General features: G+C 44.7%; 29 protein-coding genes. 24 read left to right on the forward strand and 5 right to left on the reverse strand.

Going from position 1 to position 22,706, the window contains the following annotated elements; genetic code table 11:
* The 5 genes from JIG41_RS18910 to JIG41_RS18930 form a co-directional block, all read right to left on the reverse strand.
* A partial coding sequence (locus JIG41_RS18910; RefSeq protein ID WP_199524622.1) for a valyl-tRNA synthetase occupies window positions 1-100 on the reverse strand: 100 nt, incomplete at its 3' end.
* 65 nt (window positions 101-165) lie between these two features.
* The gene (locus JIG41_RS18915; RefSeq protein WP_199525262.1) at window positions 166-621 is read right to left on the reverse strand and encodes a hypothetical protein; all 456 of its coding nucleotides are present in this window, start codon (window positions 619-621) and stop codon (window positions 166-168) included.
* Complete coding sequence (locus tag JIG41_RS18920; RefSeq protein WP_064435750.1) at window positions 621-947, reverse strand: phage holin family protein; 327 nt, start codon at window positions 945-947, stop codon at window positions 621-623. The genes JIG41_RS18915 and JIG41_RS18920 overlap by 1 nt, the downstream gene beginning before the upstream one ends.
* Window positions 944-2,011: a phage portal protein gene (locus JIG41_RS18925; RefSeq protein ID WP_199525263.1), complete on the reverse strand. Its 1,068-nt coding sequence runs from the start codon at window positions 2,009-2,011 to the stop codon at window positions 944-946. Before JIG41_RS18925 ends, JIG41_RS18920 begins: the two co-directional genes overlap by 4 nt.
* Complete coding sequence (locus JIG41_RS18930; RefSeq protein ID WP_199525264.1) at window positions 2,011-3,795, reverse strand: terminase large subunit domain-containing protein; 1,785 nt, start codon at window positions 3,793-3,795, stop codon at window positions 2,011-2,013. Before JIG41_RS18930 ends, JIG41_RS18925 begins: the two co-directional genes overlap by 1 nt.
* Before the next feature lie 203 nt (window positions 3,796-3,998).
* On the opposite strand from JIG41_RS18930, the gene JIG41_RS18935 reads away from it, so the two are divergent.
* From JIG41_RS18935 to JIG41_RS19045, 24 genes are all read left to right on the forward strand, one after another.
* Complete coding sequence (locus tag JIG41_RS18935; RefSeq protein ID WP_199525265.1) at window positions 3,999-4,880, forward strand: GPO family capsid scaffolding protein; 882 nt, start codon at window positions 3,999-4,001, stop codon at window positions 4,878-4,880.
* Window positions 4,881-4,922: 42 nt separating this feature from the next.
* Entirely contained in the window at window positions 4,923-5,960 is a 1,038-nt protein-coding gene (locus JIG41_RS18940; protein ID WP_199525266.1) for a phage major capsid protein, P2 family, read from the forward strand.
* 86 nt (window positions 5,961-6,046) lie between these two features.
* Complete coding sequence (gene gpM / locus JIG41_RS18945) at window positions 6,047-6,775, forward strand: phage terminase small subunit (protein WP_199525267.1); 729 nt, start codon at window positions 6,047-6,049, stop codon at window positions 6,773-6,775.
* A gap of 109 nt (window positions 6,776-6,884) precedes the next feature.
* Entirely contained in the window at window positions 6,885-7,322 is a 438-nt protein-coding gene (locus JIG41_RS18950; protein ID WP_199525268.1) for a head completion/stabilization protein, read from the forward strand.
* Entirely contained in the window at window positions 7,319-7,792 is a 474-nt protein-coding gene (locus tag JIG41_RS18955; RefSeq protein ID WP_199525269.1) for a phage tail protein, read from the forward strand. The genes JIG41_RS18950 and JIG41_RS18955 overlap by 4 nt, the downstream gene beginning before the upstream one ends.
* The gene (locus JIG41_RS18960) at window positions 7,785-8,417 is read left to right on the forward strand and encodes a phage virion morphogenesis protein (protein WP_199525270.1); all 633 of its coding nucleotides are present in this window, start codon (window positions 7,785-7,787) and stop codon (window positions 8,415-8,417) included. The genes JIG41_RS18955 and JIG41_RS18960 overlap by 8 nt, the downstream gene beginning before the upstream one ends.
* A 22-nt stretch (window positions 8,418-8,439) precedes the next feature.
* Complete coding sequence (locus tag JIG41_RS18965) at window positions 8,440-9,540, forward strand: DUF2586 domain-containing protein (RefSeq protein WP_199525271.1); 1,101 nt, start codon at window positions 8,440-8,442, stop codon at window positions 9,538-9,540.
* Between the two features lie 10 nt (window positions 9,541-9,550).
* A complete protein-coding gene (locus JIG41_RS18970; RefSeq protein ID WP_199525272.1) occupies window positions 9,551-10,000 on the forward strand; it encodes a phage protein in 450 nt (149 codons plus the stop codon).
* Entirely contained in the window at window positions 10,000-10,632 is a 633-nt protein-coding gene (locus JIG41_RS18975; RefSeq protein WP_199525273.1) for a hypothetical protein, read from the forward strand. The genes JIG41_RS18970 and JIG41_RS18975 overlap by 1 nt, the downstream gene beginning before the upstream one ends.
* Window positions 10,622-10,909: a putative phage tail assembly chaperone gene (locus JIG41_RS18980; RefSeq protein ID WP_064436107.1), complete on the forward strand. Its 288-nt coding sequence runs from the start codon at window positions 10,622-10,624 to the stop codon at window positions 10,907-10,909. The genes JIG41_RS18975 and JIG41_RS18980 overlap by 11 nt, the downstream gene beginning before the upstream one ends.
* Window positions 10,910-10,932: 23 nt before the next feature.
* On the forward strand, window positions 10,933-11,076 hold the full coding sequence (locus JIG41_RS23335) for a DUF6890 family protein (protein ID WP_409076818.1): 144 nt from the start codon (window positions 10,933-10,935) through the stop codon (window positions 11,074-11,076).
* A gap of 3 nt (window positions 11,077-11,079) precedes the next feature.
* Window positions 11,080-14,124 carry a phage tail tape measure protein gene (locus JIG41_RS18985; protein WP_199525274.1) on the forward strand — a complete coding sequence of 1,015 codons (3,045 nt, stop codon included), beginning with the start codon at window positions 11,080-11,082 and terminating at the stop codon, window positions 14,122-14,124.
* Window positions 14,124-14,453 (forward strand): DUF2590 family protein, encoded by a 330-nt coding sequence (locus JIG41_RS18990; protein WP_199525275.1) that lies wholly within the window; start codon window positions 14,124-14,126, stop codon window positions 14,451-14,453. Before JIG41_RS18985 ends, JIG41_RS18990 begins: the two co-directional genes overlap by 1 nt.
* On the forward strand, window positions 14,443-15,591 hold the full coding sequence (locus tag JIG41_RS18995) for a baseplate J/gp47 family protein (protein ID WP_199525276.1): 1,149 nt from the start codon (window positions 14,443-14,445) through the stop codon (window positions 15,589-15,591). Before JIG41_RS18990 ends, JIG41_RS18995 begins: the two co-directional genes overlap by 11 nt.
* A complete protein-coding gene (locus tag JIG41_RS19000) occupies window positions 15,584-16,387 on the forward strand; it encodes a hypothetical protein (protein WP_199525277.1) in 804 nt (267 codons plus the stop codon). The genes JIG41_RS18995 and JIG41_RS19000 overlap by 8 nt, the downstream gene beginning before the upstream one ends.
* Window positions 16,384-16,959, forward strand: coding sequence for a phage tail protein (locus JIG41_RS19005; RefSeq protein WP_199525278.1), 576 nt, complete (start codon window positions 16,384-16,386; stop codon window positions 16,957-16,959). Before JIG41_RS19000 ends, JIG41_RS19005 begins: the two co-directional genes overlap by 4 nt.
* Entirely contained in the window at window positions 16,959-18,209 is a 1,251-nt protein-coding gene (locus JIG41_RS19010; RefSeq protein ID WP_199525279.1) for an SUMF1/EgtB/PvdO family nonheme iron enzyme, read from the forward strand. Before JIG41_RS19005 ends, JIG41_RS19010 begins: the two co-directional genes overlap by 1 nt.
* 74 nt (window positions 18,210-18,283) lie before the next feature.
* Window positions 18,284-18,559: a hypothetical protein gene (locus JIG41_RS19015; protein ID WP_199525280.1), complete on the forward strand. Its 276-nt coding sequence runs from the start codon at window positions 18,284-18,286 to the stop codon at window positions 18,557-18,559.
* Window positions 18,552-19,181, forward strand: coding sequence for a hypothetical protein (locus JIG41_RS19020; RefSeq protein ID WP_199525281.1), 630 nt, complete (start codon window positions 18,552-18,554; stop codon window positions 19,179-19,181). The genes JIG41_RS19015 and JIG41_RS19020 overlap by 8 nt, the downstream gene beginning before the upstream one ends.
* On the forward strand, window positions 19,178-19,663 hold the full coding sequence (locus JIG41_RS19025) for a hypothetical protein (protein WP_199525282.1): 486 nt from the start codon (window positions 19,178-19,180) through the stop codon (window positions 19,661-19,663). The genes JIG41_RS19020 and JIG41_RS19025 overlap by 4 nt, the downstream gene beginning before the upstream one ends.
* Window positions 19,660-20,364 (forward strand): hypothetical protein, encoded by a 705-nt coding sequence (locus tag JIG41_RS19030; RefSeq protein WP_199525283.1) that lies wholly within the window; start codon window positions 19,660-19,662, stop codon window positions 20,362-20,364. Before JIG41_RS19025 ends, JIG41_RS19030 begins: the two co-directional genes overlap by 4 nt.
* Entirely contained in the window at window positions 20,337-21,338 is a 1,002-nt protein-coding gene (locus JIG41_RS19035) for a hypothetical protein (protein WP_199525284.1), read from the forward strand. The genes JIG41_RS19030 and JIG41_RS19035 overlap by 28 nt, the downstream gene beginning before the upstream one ends.
* A 423-nt stretch (window positions 21,339-21,761) precedes the next feature.
* Window positions 21,762-21,947 (forward strand): hypothetical protein, encoded by a 186-nt coding sequence (locus JIG41_RS19040; RefSeq protein ID WP_199525285.1) that lies wholly within the window; start codon window positions 21,762-21,764, stop codon window positions 21,945-21,947.
* Window positions 21,948-22,020: 73 nt separating this feature from the next.
* Complete coding sequence (locus JIG41_RS19045) at window positions 22,021-22,596, forward strand: hypothetical protein (RefSeq protein WP_199525286.1); 576 nt, start codon at window positions 22,021-22,023, stop codon at window positions 22,594-22,596.
* The last annotated feature ends 110 nt before the right edge of the window (window positions 22,597-22,706 follow it).

Below are 22,706 nucleotides of genomic sequence, written 5' to 3' on the forward strand. Positions count from 1 at the left end.
TCATATCGCCTTTTTCTACAGCGTCGACAACTTGTAATTTAAAGCCTAATGAATAATCTCGTTGTGTTCGTTTGATCGGTGTATTATTTGACTTGGTCATAATAAGTCCTAAATGTGTAAACACATTTCAGGACGAGACAATTTATAAAAACAAAGCGCTAGCTCCTAACTAGCGCTTTTATTACCTTTGTTCTTGCTCCCCCAAAATGCCCTAAACAATCGCATTAACCCAAGAGTTGAAACGGCAATACCAACAATCACAAATTCAAAGTACCAGGGCGCGCCGTTATAGCCCATGGCTTGCCAGCCTTTTTGCATATACGGTTGCATGTCAGGTATAAAATGGCACACAAACAACCCCAAAAAGAATAGAATGATCACTTCATCCATCATTGTTTTGTCGCGGTTCTTCAGCACAAGCAAGTCATAGTCCGCGTCGTTTTGCTCGGCTTGCATGCAGCGTTTTGCTTTAGCATTGAACTGAGCAATTTTAAAGTTGTTCTCAGCACGTGCTACATCGGCGGCCATTTCTGCCGCGATGCGTTTACGCTCAACATAGCCGCCGGTTAAATCGGCTATTGGGTCTGTGATGAATGGAACCAGTGTTTTTAACCATCCCATTATTTTATCCCTCTGATCAATTTAATAAACGCTTTTGGGTCTTTACTAAATGCTTTTATTAGTTTGTCGAACCCTTCAAGCAAGTGCGGGGCCGCGTAGGCGGTTACCCCAATCACGCCTGTTTTTAGGTTTTCATCAAACCCGCGCCATTCACAAAACATGGCTGATAGGTAGGCTGCAAATATGGCAATGAGCACACTCATAAAATAATGAAAAAACGTAAACTGCCGTTTGCTCAAATACATTTGGATTGCGGCAGCTAAAAAACTCAACATAAGTAATCGCCCCCATTGTTTTATAAATTCGATAACATCAATCCAGCTCATGCGCTTTCCTTAGGTGTTGGGTTTAGGTCTGAATACTCAGGCTCTTTAAAATCAATATGCTGTGCAGTAGGCAAGTAATTGTTGATCCCTAAAACATCTTGCTGCAGGGGCACAACTTCGTTGTTGTAATAGGCGCGGGTGATTTTGTCTAAATCACCAAAGCCGGGGCTGTCGCCAGATGATTGGCCGCTCAGTGCTTCTTGAGCACGGTGCATGCTGAGCATGTCGTTAAGGGTAATTTTCTTAATACGCTCAAATTCGTCTTTGGTTGATATGTCGCCCACAGGGGTTATTTTTAACGACTTTTCAGCATCGGCTTTTTGCCCCCTAAAGTTTAAAAATAAACTCCTAAAGTTGCCCGCTGCTTTACTGTCTTGAATGGCTTTTTTAAGTGCGTTTTCATCTTCTAGGCTCATGAACGGGTCGGCCATTGAAAATATAAACCCCATGTGCGCGCCGTTCTTGTAATAGCGGCGGCGAAATAGCGTGGCATCTTCATTGAGTAAAGCTGATTGAATACCACCGTAATATTGCGGTATGCCATAAATGCCTTGGGCAGGGTCATACTCTTTTACGTGTATAACTTCACCGGCATTAAAATAAATAGGCTCGTGGCTGCGGTTACTTAATTGCGCATACACACCGCGCGTATCGGTATAACGCATAGTGAGGGCGGGTAAATGGCGCAGTTTAATGACTTGCCCAAATGCGTTTTTAATAATCTGTAAATAGGCGTTGCCGCTCCACAGTAAATCAAAGGCAAACTTGCTAAGGGCTTGATGGCTCAATAACGGGTTAGGCTTATACCACTTTAAGATCATGTTGCGCTTAAAGTAGAGTATTGGCCCATGCTGGGCATTAACGCGCAGAAGCTTTACTAAACCTTGCAAACTAATGGGCGGTGCATAAATGCCGTTACTGTCACTAAATACACCAACGTAATCAGTCAGCCGGTTGTCTAAACATGGCTCAGGATCACCAAAGCTAAATGAATCGGTCATTGCGGTACGTTGATTGTAGTTAGGCACTTGGCCGTTACTTACTTGTAATCGTGGTTTGGTCATTAAGCTGCAATTCCTACAGAGGTTTGACGGTTAAGGGCGTTGCCGTCGAGTGGTTCAAATAACATGGCGTGCATAATTGCCCATGCAATATCGGCATGGCCTGTGGTGGCGGTGCGGTTTGTGGCATAGGTAATTTGATCGCCAACCACTTTGCGGCGAATATTAATAAACGAGCTGGCAATATTTACCGCGTCCTGGTCAAACTCAAAACGGCGGTTTTGAATAACGTTGATTGCCTTGATCACCATGCGGTTTTTAATAATCGGGTTGTAATGGATAGGCTCTGCATTAGGGTAAAACTTAGTGATAAGTTCCCACACGCCGTAACCAATGCCTGTGGTATCTACGCCAATATGTACCACGTTGTATTTTTCGATGAGGAGCTTTATTTCGTTCGCCATGGCTTCAAAGTCATTACCGCTTAAATCAAGTGCTTCAAGAAGGCGGAATTTTTCGCCGGGTTTCATGGGGGCACTGAGTACGGCAACACTGGCTTTATCGCCAAAGCGGGCAGGGTCAAACCCAATAACGACAGGTTTTAAACCATAGGGGCGCTCATCGTCTAAATCAAAGTCAGTCCATTTGGTTGAATCGCCTACACAGTTCATTAATTGTTTTAAGTTAAACGCGCTGTGTGCATCATCAATAAACTTACACATAAACAAGTTATTAAACTCATCTAGCGAGTATTCGTTTTCAAGTACGCCAATATCAATGCGGTCAAAGCCTGAATTCACCACATCGTGCACAGTGAGCATTTGGCGCCAAATGCCGTCGTCACACAGCAGGCCATGCTTTAAGTTTTTATGGCTAACATCAATGGCAAATTCAGGATCGTTACAGGCTTTGGTTTTACGAAACCATTTACCATTCCAGTGATCATACGCTTCGTGGCTGGTAACACTTGGTGTACTAAAGTAGGTAATACGTAAATGCTTATGCGTGGCCATGGCTTGTGCAAGGCCGCGTAACGTTTTGTATTTAGGTATCCAAAACACTTCATCTATATATAAGTCGCCTGACTCAGATTGCGCAGTTCGTGCATTGGTTGACTTAAATATCAGCTTAACCGTTTTTCCGCCGGCTAAATTAAGCACCATCGGCGAGCCGGTTAATTCAATATTAAAATGCTCACGGCACAGCGCTACAATATTGGCTTTAAATACTTCGGCTTGGTCGCGGCTCGCGGATATAAATATTTTATTGCGGCCATTCACCACAGCATCGTAAAACGCCTCAAATGCAAAGTAGAATGTAGCGCCAATTTGGCGGGGTTTTAATATAAAGCGGGCGCGGTGGTCTTGGTTATCAAACCAATGTTTTTGGTGCGGGTAAAGTAGTTTGTCTTTAAGCGCGTTGAGCATTTCAATGGTAATGCCTGAGCAATCGTTCTTCTTTTTCTTCTTCGATTTTTTATCATTACTGTTATGACTGCCGCCGCTATTATTGTTGGCGGGGTCGTCATTACTTGCGCGTTGTTTAGGAGCGGGTGCCAGTTTGCTTTTATTAAGCGCGCACAACTGGCGCGTGCAAAAATCTAACTCTTTATAGTCGGCATCGGTTTTATTGTCTTTATCGGCCAGTACATTTATGCGTTTGCTATACGCCATTTCGGCATTATAGCTTGGGCACATATCCTCCCACTTACCAGCTTCAGACCAGCGGCGAACGCTACGCGCACTTGGCATATCGTCAAGCTCGGCTATTTCATCCACCGTATAGCCTTCAACAACATACAAGTCTTGTGCTTTTTTGCGTATCTCTGGTCCGTAGTTCGCCTTCATATTGCACCGCTTTTATTAATCCATAGCGGCAGTGTATTCGTTATAAAGCGCTTAATCTGTCAGTCAAAAACCTAGTCATTCCTAAAAGCTTAATATAGGAATTTCAAAAGGTTAAACCGTTGGAAAGGAATAAAAAGAGGGTGCAAACTGCAACTACTTTAAAGCAATACGCTTAATTTGCACATATTTAAAAAGGGTTGTTTATGCCAGGTCAACTACGTACAAAACCGCTATCAATCGCTGCCGTTGGCATGACCGTTGATGGCCGTGAAATATCAGAGCAAGACGTAGCCGACATAGTAGAAACCTACAACCCACGCAAATACGGCGCCCGCATTAATATTGATCACGAATTTAATTGGTCAGGCTGGGCCGCTAAAAACCTGCATAACGTGGATATACCCGGCATGTTGGGCGATGTAGTAAGCGTTGAAGCCTATGAAAACGAAGAAGGCGTTGTGTGTTTATACGCCGTACTTGCCCCCAATCAAGGGTTTGTTGAGCTGAACAAAGCAGACCAAGCGGTTTACTTTAGTATCGAAATTAGCCTTGATTTTATGGGCTCTGGCAAAACCTACCTAACAGGCTTAGCAGTGACCGACTACCCAGCAAGCTGCTACACAGACCGAATCCATTTCAGTAGTAAGAGTAAACCAGACGACAAGGACGTCGCCTTATTAACCGTTGATTTAGGGTCATGTGAGCCAATCGACACATCACCTAAAAAACCCTTTTTTAAACGACTATTCGCAAAGGAAGATCCCGACATGAACGAAACACAATTAGCCAATGCATTAAAAGATGCACTCGGCACACCGCTTAGTGAATTTGGCCAAAAGCTAGATGGGCTTGCCACAAAGCTTGATTCGTTTTCAACCAACAAAGTGGAAGACGAAGAAGCGCCGCCAGAAGGCGAACAAAGCACAGAGCTAAGCCAAGTTAAAGAGGAATTATCTTCAACTAAGCAGCTGCTTACTGAGCTAACCGATAAGTTTGAAAAAGTATTAAAAGCACCTGCGGGTGGTACGACCGACGCCGACGACGAACACGAAGGCGAAGAAGGCAAATACAGCCAATTGCTGTAAGTGAATCACCTTAACATTACTTAGCAACACGCAGGAAAGCAGATGAAGACAAGAACAAGAGATTTATTCGTCGCCATTATGGCAGGCATGGCCGTTAACTACGGTGTTACCTCAATGAGCGAGCAATTTAATGTAGAGCCTACAGTTGAGCAGCGTTTATATGACGCCGTTTATGAGTCAGCTGAATTTTTACAGATGATCAACACCGCACCAGTTGACGACCTTGTTGGTCAGTCAGTGATCATGAGTGTTGACGGTGGCATCACAGGCCGCGCAGGCGTAGAAACCGACGACACCAAAGAGCGTAAAACCCGCGACGTATCAAAGCTCGCTAAGCGTGAATACCGTTGTTACCCGGTTGAATGTGACATTCATATCACATGGGTAAAAATGGATCAGTGGTCTAAGTTCCCTGATTTTCATAATCGCTATCGTAACCACGTTCGCCAAGCAATCGCACTCGACATTATTAAAATTGGTTGGAATGGTACACACGTAGCCGATACAACCGACATTACAGCCTACCCAATGATGAACGATGTAAACATTGGTTGGTTGCAGTTGATCCGCCGCGATGCTCCAGAGCGTGCAATTAGTGAAGGTGCAACCGCTGGCGAAATTCGCATTGGTGCCGGTGGCGATTACGAAAACTTAGACCAAGCGGTGCACGACGCATTGCAAGGTATTCCTGAGCATAAGCGTGCAAACATGGTAGCTATTATTGGCGACGAGTTATTAGCGCACGACAAAAATAAGCTGTATGCCAAACAAGCCCATACCCCAAGCGAAAAAACCAAGATTGAATTGCAACAGGTGATTGATACCTATGGCGGTTTGATGACTTACAAAATCCCGTTTTTCCCCGCTCGCGGCATTTTAGTAACCAGTTTTGACAACTTAAGTCACTACGTACAAACGGGCTCAACGCGTACCAGTGTAGAAAACAACGCCAAGAAAAAGCGCGTTGAGGACTACCTATCACGCAACGATTGCTACTACATCGAAGACCTTGAAAAAGTCATGTACTTCGAGTCTACCAGCATCAAGTTACCAAATGCCGCCGGCGACGCGTGGGCATAGCAGCCTGATTATTTAGCAGCAGTTAGCCGCCCTATATCCCTTATTTCGGGGCGGCTTTTTTTCACCAAATTAAAGAGTGTTTTTAAATGAGCTTAGTCAAAAAATCATTAGCCAAAGCAGCAAGCAGCGTACCAACAAGCACTGACAAAAAAGCGCCAACGGTCGCGGCAACAGCCACGAACACCCATGCGCCAACCACTATCACTACGCAAACTGAGTACCAGCTTTATGCAGCGGCCATCGAATCTGACTTAGCTCAACTAAAAACATTTACAGATATTGCAGATAAAGCGACATACAAATCAGAAGCGTTAGAGCGCCAAGATTATCTAGGTTACATCAATCAATATCGACTCAGCGGCCAGTGTCACCCGAACACGGTTTTAGCATGGGTGTTTATTTGGTTGGTTGATCTTAAACGCTGGGATGCAGTACTGGAATTATTGCCATTTATGGTTGAGCAAAAGCAACCACTGCCAACGGTATTTAATACCAAGCATTGGCCTACGTTCGTTATCGACCAACTCTATGACGATGCAAATTACTACCTAACAGAATCAAAGCAGCAAGGATTATTTGATATTAGCTACGTACTGCGCGGCCTGATCAATACCGTAAAAAATCAAGATTGGAACGGCCTTGAAGTAGTGGGCGGTAAATTGTACGCCATTGCTGCCAAGGTTGATGCAGCCCAGCACAACTATGGTAATGCACTGTTATTTGCAGAGCACGCCCAAGCGATTAACGACAAAGCAGGGGTTAAAGGTTTAGTCGATAAGCTAACGAAACAGTTAAAAGGGATCGTTAGCGAATAACAGCTCCAACGCCGGTGGGCAACTTAGCACTTCGTCAGCATTCGTTGTTTGACGCCCTGTGACTAAGTGGCGCCCACACCCAATTTAACGTGTGTTTTACAGGTGCAATATGAACTTAAGCGGTATGCCACAAGCAGATTTACAAAGCATCAATGTTGATGTGCAAGGTAATGGCTATTACCCAGCACTGAGCACCGCGTATTTTATTGAGCACTACGCAGTTGCTCAAGACTACGCCAGCAAAAGTGAGCTGCTTGTTGAAAAGCTAAAGCGTGCACAGGGTGAAATTAATCAAGAATTAGAAGATGTTCAGCTTACTAATGGCGAACCACTGAACGCGCAACAAGTCATGTTTTATCACGATGCGGTGTATAGCAAAGCTAAGGCGCATTTACTGGTATCAAAACTAGGCAGTACGCACCGTGACAGCGCAACAGCACAAAGCCAAACGGCCATTGATAATTATGATCATTGGCAACGCGAAAGCCTAAACGCCATGCGTTTACTGCAAGCACTGAGCCCTAACTTATCGGTAGCGCTGTTATGAGCCAGAGCAAAATAGCAACGCTTAAACAGCATTTAGCCAGCGCCGAATATCAAGGGCATAAGCTTGCGCTCGATACCCAGTTTGATAGCTGGATAGAAGGCGGGCGCATAGAGCCAAGCAGCAAAACCATTAACGGCAATGGCGTATTAGCCGCGCGGTTTTATTACTCAGGGGTGATCAGTATCAACCCATGCTTTGCACCGGCTGAGCTCATTTGTGCCTTTGCCTCGTTTTGGTTGCAAAACAATGGTGGGCGTTATGACAGCACCGATATTGAATTTAGCGCTGACGTAAACGACGACAACAGCAACGAAGTAGAGCTAACGATTGCCCAGCTTTGTGAAGACATAGAGCTAATACACACACCCAACGGCCCATTTGAATTAAACGGCAACCGTTACGACTTTGGTGAGCAAAGTCTATGGATAGCTGAAGCGTTCACACTTGAGGGTCAAGTAAGCAGTGCTTAACGTCAAATTTGACGAAGGGCGCAGTAAAGAACAATTAGCGTTTTTACAGCTTAAGCCCAATAAACGCCGCAACATATTACGCAGTGCAATACGTGCAGCAAACAAAAGCAGTAAAGAGCGCACTACTGGGCAGCGTGATCTGGTAGGTAAAACATGGCAAGGCAGAGCCAACGGCAAAAAAAAGAAAATGCTCACCAAGCTAAAGCGCAACATGAAAGTACGTTACGGCGCCAATAGCGCAGGAGTTTATTTTACCGGGGGTAACAGCGGCAAAATTGCTCGCGCTCATCAAGAGGGCGTAAGCCTAGATGCAGGCAAACCCAAAGGTCTAGCCGCACAGAATAAAGAAGGGCCAGCCACGCGTAATTTAGCCCGGGCACTAATAGCCGAGGGTTACACAATTCCACGCGGCAAAGGCAAGGGCAGTAAACGCCCAAGCATTAAATGGATAACTGAGCATTTAAGTATTAACCAAGCAGGGTTTTTACTGCGTGATTTAAAGGGCAGCTCAGGCAAGAGCTCATGGCAAATTGATTTGCCTGCCCGCTCTTTTTTAGGGCAAACCGTTGCAGAGCAAAAACAGCAACACAGTTTTATTTTAAACAAAGCTATGCAAGTGGCGTAGCGCAAGCAAAAAAGGAACGACCATGGCACAAGGTAAAGTATCCGTTGCCGCCATTCAAACAGGCAGTGGCGCTACAAAACAAGTAGAGCGCAGCGTATTATTTTTAGGCCAAGCGCCCGAAAGTAATGGCAGCATTTTACCAATCAACGCACAAAGTGATTTTGATGATTTGTTTGGCGCTGCCGACTCACCATTAAAAACCCAAGTAAAAGCATGGCAACGCAACGGCGACGACCTAGTCAGTGGTTATGCCATCCCGCATGGCGCCGGTGATGATGTAATGGGCTTAATTGATGAAGCAATGGATCAAGACATCAGTCCTGAAATCATTGTTATTTGTACGCCCGTCACTGGTAAAGCCGAAATTGAAAGCTACCAAGCAAAAGCGCTTGAAATCCTGTCAGGCCAATCGCGTTACGTGCGCTTTTTATTAGCGGCACCAGGTTTAACGCCTGAGCAAAATTGGTCAGATTTAGTCACTGCATTGCAGCCATTAACTGATGGTGTAGTAGGCGAACGCGTTGCAGTGATCCCGCTTTTATTTGGTGATGAACTCGGCGGCGTAACAGGGCGTTTATGTAAAAGCTCAGTCACGATTGCTGATAGCCCAATGCGTGTACTCACTGGGGCATTGTCACTTATGCCACACCCAACTGATGCAGCAGGCAAACCGCTTACTAATTCAACCACTGCGGCACTGGATGCACAGCGTTTTAGTTGTACGCAATTTTACCCTGATTTTGACGGCGTGTATTTTGGCGACGTAAACATGCTGGATGCTGAAGGCGGTGATTTTCAAAAAATTGAAATAGGCCGCATTGTCGATAAAGCCGCGCGTGCCGTTCGCAACATCGGTATTCAAAACGTTAAAAACCGCCGCTTAAACAATAGCAGCACCGGTATTGAATTTGGTAAACGCATTATGGGTAAACCACTGCGTGATATGGCGCGATCAGTCAACATCGGCGCCGACAAATTCCCCGGTTTAATTGACGCCCCAAAAGACGACAGTATTAACCTCACATTTATGGATGCGACCACGTTGCAAGTTGTGCTTAAGGTTAAGCCAATCGATTCACCCAGCACCATTATTGTTGGGATCATGTTAGATAACGCAGAGTAGGAGCGCGAACATGCAAAAGGTATTAGGCGGTAAAGACTTCGATATTTTTATCGGGGGCTCGATGGTTCACGTTATGGAAGCTACTTGCAAAATTACGGATGGGCGCACCGTTAAAAAAGTGCGTGGTATTCCAAAAGGATTTATTGATGGCGACGTTGAAGGCGAAGTAACGCTAAAACTCGATCACGAAAACTGGTTATTAGTGCAAGCGCAAGCCGAAAAAGCAGGCAGCTGGAAAGGCATTGAACCGTTTGATGTGGCATTTAATGCAGAAGTAGCCGCCGGTAAAAAGAACGTTGAAGCGTTTGGTTGCTTGCCGCAGCTAGACGAGATTTTAAACATTAAAGCCGATGGCGGCGAAGAAGACACCACAACAATCAAGTGTCCGATCACCAGCCCTGATTTTGTAAAAATTAACGGCGTGTCTTATCTAACCGCTGATGAAGTGAGAGATCTGTAATGACTAAAGCCATTCGCACACTGACTGCCACAACATTACTAAGCACCCTGCAAGCATGTGGGCATAAAGTATTTGAGGGTGAATTAAACCTAAACATTATAGGTATTCGCCATGCAAACACCCGCGCCAACACGTTTAACGATGCAATTTGTGTGTTGTATCAGCAAAACAGCGAATGGCAGTTAAAGCAGTTCAAAGCCACAACTGATGCCGGTATTTACTGGCGTAACCACCCAATGAATGTAGATGGTACTGCCGTGCTAATTGCAGGGCAGCATAAAAGCCTGTGGACATTGGGTTATCACCAAGGCAAATACCGTGCCCTTGTACAACATAAACCGGTTGTTGTTCTTCGTGACAACAACCACGACACCGAGCTAGACACGGATGTCACACCCCAAGCAGTACTACAACAAGGTTACTTTGGCATTAATTGCCACCGCGCTAACAGCAAGGTCACATCAACTCAAGTTGATAGATGGTCAGCCGGTTGCCAGGTGTTTGCAAACCCAAATGACTTTGATGAATTTATTGCTTTGTGTGAGCAATCAGCAGCCAAGTATGGCCCTTATTTTACCTACACACTGCTAGAGCAAGCAGATATTAAAGAGAGTATTGATCATGGCGTTTGAGAAACACATCACATTAGAAACCCCCGTTGGCGACATTACATTTAACGTCAATGGCGCTGACTATAACAAATACATTAACTCGACTCAGCCGAATAACAAGGTGCAGCCGGCAACTAACTTTTTGCTAAACACAGTGGTTGAAGCCGATGCTAAAAAGCTCAAAGAGCTGGTACAGCAACCAGGTGCCGCATTGTTTTTAGTGGGTGCCATTGTTGAAGAATATCAACCCGAGTTTAATTTTACGGTAAAAAAATCGAAAGCCGAGCCAAGCAAATAGGCAAAAGCAGGCTTGATCAGTTACTGGCATACCACGCTAAATATTTTGGCAATTTACCAGTAACTGACGAGAGCTTGGCACAGGCGCTTTACCTTGAAACATCACAGCAAGAAAACTTTGTAACCGCCGTAAATAACGGCATTTGCACAGCATTAGGCGGCGAGTAATTAATGGCAACACTCAGCAAATTAGACAAGCTTACTTATTCAATCAGCATCATTGACAAAGTCACTGGGCCGGTTAATAAAGTCATGGCTAAAATTAATCAGCTGAGCCAGCAAACCGCCGCCGCCCAAGATCAAATGATGCGCGGCGCAGCCACAGCCGTCGGTGGTGGTTACGCCCTTGCAAAATCACTTGCGCCCGCTATTGATCACGTTGCCGCTTTAGGTGAAGTGCAATCACTGGGCGTTACTGACGACGCCTTGCAACAACTGACTAAAACCTCCTATAAGTTTGGTTTTCAATTTGGTGGTAACTCTGCCGAGTTTGTTCGCAGTGCTTACGATATTCAATCAGCCATTGCCGGCTTAAATGGGTTTGAGCTATCCGAGTTCACCAAAACATCAAACATATTAGCCGTAGCGACCAAAGCGGATGCGGCCACCATCACCAGTTATATGGGAACCATGTATGGCATCTTTGAAAAAACCGCTAATAAGATGGGCAAAGCGAATTGGGTAAACCAAATAGCAGGGCAAACCGCCACCGCCGTACAGCTATACAAAACCACCGGTGCAGAAATGCAAGCCGCGTTTTCAAACCTTGGGGCGACCGCGACAAACATTGGCTTAAGCTCGGCTCAACAATTCGCGTTAGTGGGCGAACTGCAACTGGTTGCTAAATCAGGATCAGTGGCTGGTACACAAGCGGCTTCATTATTACAAGGGATTGGTAAAGCGCAAGATGCATTAGGCATAAAATTAACCGCTGATAACGGCGACATGCTCGCGATTGATGTGGTGCTAGGGCGTATTAATAACCGCTTATCCTCACTGGGTTCTGTAGCGCGAGGCGATGTACTTACCCAAATATTTGGTAAACAAGGTGCAAAAGCTGTTGATGTACTCAGTACTAAGGTAGACAAATTAAAAGACGGCATCACTGTTTTTGAAAACGTGCAAGACAATTCCAAAGCCTTGGAGATGGCAAACATCATTGCCAGCCCATGGGATCGTTTAGGCGGTTCATTTAATGCAGCGGCTACCGCAATGGGTAACCGCTTATTGCCTGTGGTTGAGCCGTTCGTTGAAATGCTCGCCGCCGGCTTTGCGGGCATTGTGTCACTGACTGAGCGATTCCCATTTTTATCAAGCGTGATCGCAACGCTGGTTGTGGTTATCGTCGCGTTGATCACTGTGCATGGCATCATTATTTTTACGATGGGCCTGTATAAAATGGCGCTCGTTTCAACTGCTGCACTGACCGGTGGTTTAACCGTTCTAACAAAACTATGGCAGGGGGCGTTAATCGCACTGCGTGTACTGGGCTTTTTATCACTCATTGCAACGATGGGCGCGGCGGCCATTGCTATTGGCACATTTAAAGCGGTTATGCTCGCAGGTCAAGCGGCTACGTGGTTATTTAATGCGGCGCTTTGGGCAAACCCAATTACGTGGGTGGTAGCAGGTGTTATTGCGCTCATCGCAGCCGTTGGGGCGCTTATTTATTACTGGGATGATTTAGTCGCTGCGTTTCAAAATACCGCCTGGGGCAAAGTATTAATGGCGGTGTTTGATAGTGTAAAAGCGGCCTTTAATGGGGTAATTGATAGCGTTAAATGGGTGCTTGAAAAACTCGGCCTGATTGACGATACAGAGGCAAAAATAAAAACAGAGGCAACCTCAACACACGAAAACATTAACCGTGCTCAGCCTAGCAATTTAGTCATGCAAAATGCAGATCAAGCATTCAGCCGCGACTACGGCCAAGCCGTGATCAACAAAGCCGCGCAAGTACCAGGCAACAAAGTCAGCGCCAACCATGCTGCAGTGAATGATGTTACATATTCAAATCGAACGCAGTTAAACGCAGGCCAAACGAATAATGCTATTAACTCAGCATTACAAAGTAGTCATGCCATTGAGCAAACAAATAACGCGCTGACACAAATCAACGCGTTAAATAACAGTGCTGTAGATTCAGTTGTAGCAAATGCACACTCCAACCCAGTAACCACAGCCACGAACGATAGCGTAAAATCAACAAGCGCTAAAACGGCCAACATCAATAACAGCGCTATTTACTCGGCTGTTAGCGATGCTGTGTATTCAACAAGCACAGCAATGAATAGTGTAATTAACCCAACATTACAAAACAGTATTGCTACAAACCAAACAAATAGCGCGTTTACTCAAACCAGCGCATTAAATAACAGTGCCATAAATTCAGTTGTAGCGAATGCACAAACCAACGCAGTAACCACAGCCGCGAACGATGGCGCAAAATCAATGAGCGCAACAACGGGCAACATCAAGAACAGCGCTATTAACTCGGCTGTTAACGATGCTGTGTATTCAACAAGCACAGCAATGAATAGTGTAATTAACCCAACATTACAAAACAGTATTGCTACAAACCAAACAAATAGCGCGCTTACTCAAACCAGCGCGTTAAATAACAGTGCCATAAATTCAGTTGTAGCAAAGACACAAACTAACGCAGTAACCACAGCTACGAACGGTGTCGCAAACTCAACTAGTGCAACAACGGCCAACAAAAATAACAGCGCTATTAACTCAGCATTACAAAACAGCTCAGCTACACATAACTATGCTGGTTATATTGCACAATCAACGCCGTTCGCACCGCAATCAGCGCTACAAAATACCGTTGTTAGCACAGCTAACAATTTTACTAACGCTGCCAATTCACCTGTTTCTAGTAGTAAACACGTACAACTTTCCCTTGTTAATCAAGGCGCAGCGCCATTACAGCCATTGCCCGTGGTCAAAACAGATCAGGCAATTACCAACGTAGCCAATGCCAGTGCTTACAAAGTTGATCAACTAAGCACTGAGCAACAACAGCAAAGCAATAGTTATAAAGCCAAAGTGCAAAAATCAGCGTTTTTACAAAACCTAACGAGCAATACACATAACAGCAGTAGTTCAAGCGACAGCGATAACCGTAAGAGCGTGCACATTGAAACCGTGAACTTTAAATCTGACGACTTAGCGCAAAGCTTTGAGCAAATGATGGAGTTAGCCGGCTAATGAATTTTGATATAGCGCTGCATATAGATTTAGAAATACAAGATAACGATTTTGTTCTAAACGACTCGTTAAGCCCAAGCACATTAAAAAAATCCGATGTAATAGGCCAAGACATAAAGCACCGAATTTTAGAAAGTGGCTTATTGGTAAAGCTTATTGGCCTGCGTAATAAAAACGGCATAGCGCCGATTTTAACTGAGATTGAATTACTCACTGAGCAAGACGATCGCATTAAGCCGGGCACAATAAACGTGTACCGCAATGACGACGGTACATTAAGCATCACCGCGCAAACACGTCAATACGGGGGTATAACGAGTGGACTTTAAAACACTGATGCAAAAAGCGGGGTTGCCACTGGATGAGCAAACTGCGCAAACGCATTGGCAAGCACAGCTGAAAGAGCAAAATATCCAAGTTGCTAACAACTCACCGTTTGGCCCGTTCTGGCGAACTGTTGAAGCGCTGATCACTAAGCCTGTTGTACAGCTATTTAACTGGATAGCGACGCAGATAATGCCTGACTTATTTATTATGACCGCCAGCCGAACTGCACTCATTGAGCGTCACGGCCCCGGGCGTAATGTATTTATTCAAGCAGGCGTAAAAGCACAAGGCATACTCACGTTTACGCGACTCAATACCGAAGGAGAAAGCTCTGTTGTTGCCGGCACGCAAGTTGTGACTGATATGCTCGGCGATACAGCGTACACGCTTATATTGCTGCAAGATGTTTATTTTAGCGACGGCCAAAGCACCGCGTATGCACAGGCTGAAGCTACAGAAACAGGCGCAGCTTTTAACTTACCCGCGCATGCTTATCGTTATTTTACAGAAGAACAAGATGGGATCACCGTAACAAACCATCACGATTGGTTAATTAATCCAGGTTCTGACGATGAAAGCACCGAGCATTATCGTTTGCGTATTCGCAATGTATTTGGCACCGCCGCGCGCTGGCATATTAACGCGGTATACAAGCAAATTATTGCCAGCTTTGCAGTTCCAATCGATAACATTGTTATTGAAGTAAACGCCCCACGGGGTCCAGGTACTGCAAATGCCTATATTTATCTAGACGTTGGCCCCGTACCAACGGCATTACTCAGTGCCATTAATCAGCATATTCGCACCGCAGGCCATCATGGCTTAGGGGATGACTTTATGGTCTACGCCATGGCTACCACTGGGTTTAATATTACCGCAACGTATAAATTACATGATAATAGTCCTGCTATTCAAAGCGATTTAACTACGTTTATACAAGCCGCATTTCGTCAAAATGCAGCGTATGCACTCACACGCGTCGCGCATCAAACGGTATTCAGCATTAGCCAATTAATTACAGAGTGCCATGAGCAATTTAGCGAACTTAAATCAATCAAGTTTGATATTGACGACATAACCGCTGCTAACTGGCTACCGGTACTTACATCATTAACCATTAACGAGGTGGCAAATGGCTAATGAAATCGCCACCTGGTTAAATAAAGGCTACGCCGAAAAACTGGTAAAAGCGGCAACCAGCTATTGGGAACAATCACGCGACTATGTTATGTGGGCTGTTAACCAAAAAGACGAGTCGAAAAACGAAGAGCCAGTTCTAGGCTTTTTAGCTTGGGAGCGGTTAACAAATCGCTTAGATGATGAGCCAATCGAGCTATACCGTAAGCGCGTACAGCATGCATTGGTGAATACCATTGATGCCGGTGAAGTTGCATCCGTTAAAAGTATTTTTGAGCGCCTAGGGTTAGAGGTGCTCAATGTACGCGAAAGGCTCGACGGCCGAGACTGGGACATTATCGCTATTCATATGACCGACTCAACACTCGCAGGCAATACCGATTTACTCCCAGAGCTAATACAGCTCTATGGCCGAACATGCCGCCGCTACGAATTAACCGTGAATAACAAAGCCGATGTGTCGCTAAGTGTAGGATTAACGCACGTGCAGTGGGATAGCTGCCACATTGATCACACATTGCATTTAACCGCGAAAAATAAAGCGCAGCAGCAATACAGCCATGGTTTTATTGACTTACAAAACGAAAGTAGCCACGCGCCAATGCATGCAATAACGCACAACGTAAAGCACACACTGCCTACAGAGTTGCTATATCAATTTTTAGGGCTCGATAACTTAGTGAGTAACACCGCACATCAAGCAATAAACACCGATGTACAGCATGTTATTGCCGCACATCATCACTATGGATTTTTAAGTAAAGAGGGCGGTGTCAGTATCGCCAAGGAGATACTATGAGCGAAGCCATCACCGGCATTATGACCAACGCCGGTAAAAACTACATAACAACCCGCGTGCTAGAAAACAAAGGGCTCGACGTAAAAGAGCTGGTATTAGCAAAAATACCAAACCTAAACGAGCAGGCAGAGCGTAATCCAAACGAGCCTATGCCTAGTGATTTGCAAATTGTGCATCGCAGAAATATTGATGTGTCTGGCTATGTTGACGCAAACACAGTTGCATGGGCCGTGGTGCTAGAGCAAGAGATTGGCGACTTTGACTACAACTGGATTGGTCTTGTAACAAACGATGGCACATTATTAGCCGTCGATTACTTACCATTGCAGCGTAAACGCCAAGGCGTGAATAACGTACATAACCGATCGTTTGTACTCAAGTTTGCAGCGGCTGCGGCACTAGCTCGCATTACCATCCCTGCACAATCGTGGATGTTTGATTACAGCCCGCAAATAGATGCGCTAAACGCGCTATCACTAACCACAGCAACCGCGCAGGTAAACAACATGTACCGTACGTTGCGTAACTTTTTCTTAATGTCAGATTTTACAGTATTTACTAAGGAACTATGATGAGCATTGAACAAATCAACGAAATCGTAACAGCGGCAGACCGTGTCGTCACAGCGGTAGAAAACAAAGCTGCCGAAATCGATACCAAAACAGCCGCGCTAAATAGCGATTACAACAGCAAGAAAGCTGCACTTGATCAGCAAGTTGCAGCAAATTCGGCGCAACTTGCAATCGTTGCATCAAGCGGTTACCGCAAGGCAATCGAAGACGCATCTGGCGGGCGCAACACGGTAGTTATTGACGAGCAAGGAAACCCAAATGTCATGGTACGCATCCCGCGCTTTAATTACGAAGATATCAACCAAGCAATACTTGATCGTCTTGGCGTTGACTTAATGCTAGGCACAGGCACGCCTACTATGTTCCAACGCAACGGCGAGCAAATGGGTGAGGTCTTAATTGCAAAATACCTAGCATCATCAGGCGCTAATGGCGGCTGTAGCGTAATTGGTGGTGTCCAGCCGAAAACATCAGTGAACTATGATACCGCCAAAGCACTTTGCAATAATAAAGGTGCAGGGTGGCATATGATGAGCATTCATGAATGGGCAGCAATTGCACTATGGTCACTAGCTAACGACACAGTGCCGCGCGGCAACACTAACAATGGCTGCAGTCACGAAAAAAAATTAGAGACAGCGCGCCGTAGCGATAATGGCATCCCAGGAGATGCGTCAGGGCTTGCAAGAACCGACACAGGTAAAGGCCCTGCAACATGGTCGCACGACCACACAGAATGGGGCATTCAAGACCTAGTAGGTAACGTGTGGGAGTGGCTAGGCCAAATGATGCTTAGCGAAGGACAAGTGAGCACCACGCTAGATAACAACCCAGAAATCGTAGAAGAAAACTGGATCAAGCATTCAGCTTACTTTGATTCACCAGTCGCAAACACGGAAGGAGCCGGCAGCGCTGGATCTCCAGTGCTTAACAGCGCAATCACAAACCGTAACGGCCAAGTCGGCGAAGATGGTAACGACAATCCGTATTTAACAAACAGCCATTTTGCAGCAATTACAAAATCAGAAACGTATCAGAAAGTCGAGATTTTACGCCGCTTGCTTATTGAGTCTGAATCAACCTCTACTGTGCCTGGTGCAATCTACTGCCGAAATTATGGCAGTCGATTCCCGCGACGTGGAGGCATCTGGAACTATGGCTCGGACGCTGGCTTGGGCGCGCTCAGCCTCAGCCTTGGCCGTTCGGATGCGACCATTAGTATCGGTTTTCGTCCCGCTTTCTTTGCGTAATTGATTATTGAAATTTGAACCATTTGTAGGCGCGATTTTATATCGCGCTTTCCAAAAATTTAAAAGGTATTTTTATGTTTACATATATCTACAAAGGTGCAAGCCATAGCAACACAAGCGCTGAGTACATGCAAAACTTAGGCATGGACCAAGAACAAATAGACTCAGTATTAAATCAGCAGCAATTTGAGCTAAGCCAAAATGTTGAAAAGCGCCAAGCGGCATACAAAGCCGAGTCAGACCCTTTGTATATGGAAGCGCAATACGACGGCACACCCGAGTCACTGCAAAAGTGGCAAGACAAAGTAGCCGAAATCAAAGCGCGTTACCCGCTGACTGAAAATGCATAACCTAGCGCTTTGTTACCATCAAACTGCCGCCTCCTGCTCAATGCAAGTGGGCGCGCAGTTGCTTGCATCTGCCATTCAAGACGATTCGCGCACAGATAAACCAACAAGCTATGGTGGTTTATTGTTATCAGTGAGTGCAACCGATCCCGCAACACTTGCCAGTAAGCTGGAATTGATAAACGAATATTGTCCAATTCCTGAGTTTATAGCCTGCACGCAATACGCCAAAAGTCACAGCACGTTAGAGCAAAGCAAACTCTCAACGTATGACGGCCAAAGCTTAGAGTGGCAAATAAACACCCTGCAAAACCTATTACCAATTCGTGAGCAGCTAATAGCGGATGAACTCGCGATGGTTGATGATAGTGGCAAGCAATTAATCACCACCATTGACGATGCATTAACCCAAGCAGCAGAGCTAAAAACAGCCCGAGACGAGCGGATAAATCAAGCACAATTCACCGCTCAAAGTAGCGGGGTAGATGTGCAATTAATTACAGCCGGCACAGCAAAGCAGCTAGCCGACTCAGTTGCTAGCAAAGGCAGTGATCATAGCTACTGGGCACTCTGTTTATTTGTTGGTGAGCAGAGCGAGCTTAATCAAATGAAAGAGGTGTTATGAGCTTAGCAATAGACGGCTGGAACATACCAGGTTTTGAAACCCGTGTTGATGCATCAGTAAAACTCGCCGGTGGTGACATGTCGGGGTTTGGTAGCTTTGCGCTTAGTAGTGACCAAGGCGTTAAGCCAGGTTTAATAACTGTAAAAACAAAAATACCCATGCTGGATGAAAGCGAGCTAGCAGCCCTTATCGCCAAAGCAAAAGCGCTAGACGAAAACGGCGCCCGTGTTGTTTACACAATTACCAATGCACTGGCCGAGGCGTATAAAATTCGTAAAGCAAAGTTTGACGGTGAAGTAAAAGCAACCGAGCTTGAAGAAAAACGCGCATGGCAAGTAACATTTAAACTCGTAGAGGTGCAATCAGTCTCAGAACGTGAGCAACAGCAACTAGACGAACAAGCCAGCACCAACGCCGAGCCACAAGCAACAACTAGTAACGACGATGTGCAAAACAAATTTAACGAGGTAGAAGGGCCATGAGCACCCGCCTATCTAACACCTTAAAAATAGCAGGCCAGCCAGTTACTAGCACAGTAGCTAAAACCGTACAGCTAGACATAGCCAGCACAGGCCGCGCAAAATTTGAAGTAGTCGCAGAGCAGGAACCAAGTGGATTGGTTGAGCTGCATTTAGGCTATACGTTAGATAATATGATCCCGTATTTTCTCGGCGTCATAGAGTCAAAACAACAAGCCAATGGCCGCTGGTATTTAACCTGCCGCGAATTGCTCGGCGCGTTAAGTTTTCCCGCGCCGCTGGCTGTTCGCCACCCAACAATTAAAGTGGTTCTTGATGAACTAACAAAACTGGGTGTTGAATTCGTAACACCTGAAAACGCCGAATATTTAAATAAAATCACACCCGCTTTTTATCACAGCGGCACAGGCATTGAAGCGCTAAGGCAAATAGGCAAAGTATGGGGCATTAATGATTTTATATTTCAGCAACGCCCGGACGGCAAAATATTTGTCGGCAGCTGGCACGACTCGCGCTGGCCACTCGCAGCAATAAACGACTTTCCAGAGCACACAATAACAGCCAAAAGCTCAACCACCGGCGAGCTAATAGCCATTCCAAAATTAAGACCAGGCATACAAATAAACGGCCGGCACATAACCGAAACAACCCTAATCAACGACAGGATGCACATACGATGGTCAAACAAGCCATTAAACGCCTAATACAACGCTACTTTCCAGAGTTGAGCGATCGTAAACACCTGCCGCAATTGGCACGCATTGAAAAAATATATGACCTACCAAGTGACGCCGCAGCCATCAGCACCCCATTCAGGTCGTTAAAAGCAGCCGACGTACAGCTATTAAACCCGCTAACAGGCGAGCCATTAGCCGTGCCCGTATTTCAGCAAGTAACACTCGGCACAGGCCAAGCGTCAGATCACGGATTATTAAACGAACCAGCGCCAGGCATGCACTGTTTAATACAATATATCGACGGCCTAAACAGTCATGCCGTGATCACCAGCTTATTGCCATGGCAAAGCCTTGTGCCCGAGCACAAGCGCACCGACGTAACCTTGCAACAAAATAACCGCAGCAAACTACAAGGCCGCGACGGCAATTGGCACTTAACCACAGATGGCGATATAACCCAAACCAGTGACAAGAGCAAAACAACAGCACGCAAAAACGAACAAAACTACCACGCACGCAGCACCAATATAACTAGCCATGACACAATAAAAATAGACGGGAACCAAATCACCGAAGTCATGGGCGCATTAAAAACAGTGGTCGGCGAAAAAGCCTTAATCGTTGCACTTGAAGGGTTATTACTCGGTAGTAAAAAACAGGTCGATATTGAAGCCACCGAAAACATGAACTTAAAAACACTAAAAGAGTTCAGCGTCCATGCTACCGAAAATATGAATTTAGAAACCTTAAAAACCCTGCATGCAAAAGCGACAGAACTAGCAAAGGTAGAAGGCGCAACAGTGTGGCTAGGTAATAATTCAGTAAACGTGGCTCAAGTACTCCTTGATTTAATAAGCCTGGTAAAAGACATAAACCAAAGCTTAGAAACTCACGGTCATGGGAGTATGGGGGCAGGGCCTCCGATAACAAAAGCAGAATTTACAGAGCATAAATCAACAGCGAGCAGCTTGAAAAGTACACTGGAGCCAGTAGTAGAATAGGTAAATGGATTATGAAACAGAGAAAAGGTGGTGTGTATAAATATGTGTATAAATTGTTTTTTATTTTTTATTGCGGCATTATAAAACAGTTGGTTAGTGTTTTAATCTCATAATCATGCCAGTAAATTGTTGGTTGCTGTTGTTCTTGATATGCCATGCATTAAACCTTGCTAAGCGTATGTGCGCTTACCATTAAATTTATTAGTTAACAGAATTATGGCATAGAGCCTTATTAGTTTATAGAGCAAAGCGTAAAGGTGTTAGGGAATGTCTATTTTACCAACAAGGGTAGAACAAAAAATAGCCTATTGATTGTTTTTTATGCTTATATAGAGATTAAGAGTGTTGTGTTACTAAAATAGCAATATAAGTGGCGCAGTACTTGCTAAGAAACAGCATCTTTAACAATGAAGGAACAAAAAAATGACTTTATCAGCCCTATTACTATCTACTTTAGCATTCGACGCAGCACCAGCAACAAGTTTTGATACTACAAAGCTACAGGGTACTGGCGGTATTGTGATTATTCGTGAAAAGAAAAAAGAAGAACAACAATTAAACGGAACTGGTGGGATTGTTATTATTAGAGAGAAAAAGAAAGAAAACTAAAAATACATAGCTTTAGAGACTGGTTTTTTTCTCCATTACATCTTACCCTTGTGTCTCAGCATAAGGGTAAGAAATGTTTGAATATATTCAAAATTTATATAAAGAATTGATGGTCGCAACGGAGAGCCATCAAGTAATTTCTCTTCAAGCAATCATTGCTGTTATGTATGTTTTAGCTTTTGCTTTGTCACTGTATCGTGCTTTAAAAAATAGTGAACATTTTAGTGATTTTTTATCAATAGCAACAGTGGTGGTAAAGTATGCGCTCACGTCCTTACTTATGGAATATGTATTAATCTTTATCGCTGAGAATCAAAATATTGGTAATACACAGAATATTTACTTAGTAGCAAGCTTGATCAATCTCCTCAGCATATATTTTCTTTACTATTTACACACGAAGTTAAGTTTCAATTTTGGACAATTGTTTCTTTGTGTTGTTAAGCTAACCATTGTTTTATCAATGAGCCATTTTATTTTATGGTTTAAATTTGTTGTCTTGGATATCCAAGCCGAGCACGCCTATATTCATTACATTTACAGTTTTGTCGTCCTTTACATTAGTATTGCCTTAGCTGTGGTGATGCTTTTCCCCAGTTTGCTTAAAACGAAGTTAAAATTTTTGGTGAGTCCAAGTTGGCCACACTAGAGATTGGGCGCGAATCAGATATTTCTTATATATCAGCCTCGTACTATCATTTATAATGCTTTTTCCTGATGTATAACGAACCAAGTTTGGGTGTATAGTAACATTTAGTT

It is taken from the genome of Pseudoalteromonas sp. bablab_jr011, assembly GCF_016464045.1.
In the GTDB taxonomy this organism is placed as follows: domain Bacteria; phylum Pseudomonadota; class Gammaproteobacteria; order Enterobacterales; family Alteromonadaceae; genus Pseudoalteromonas; species Pseudoalteromonas lipolytica.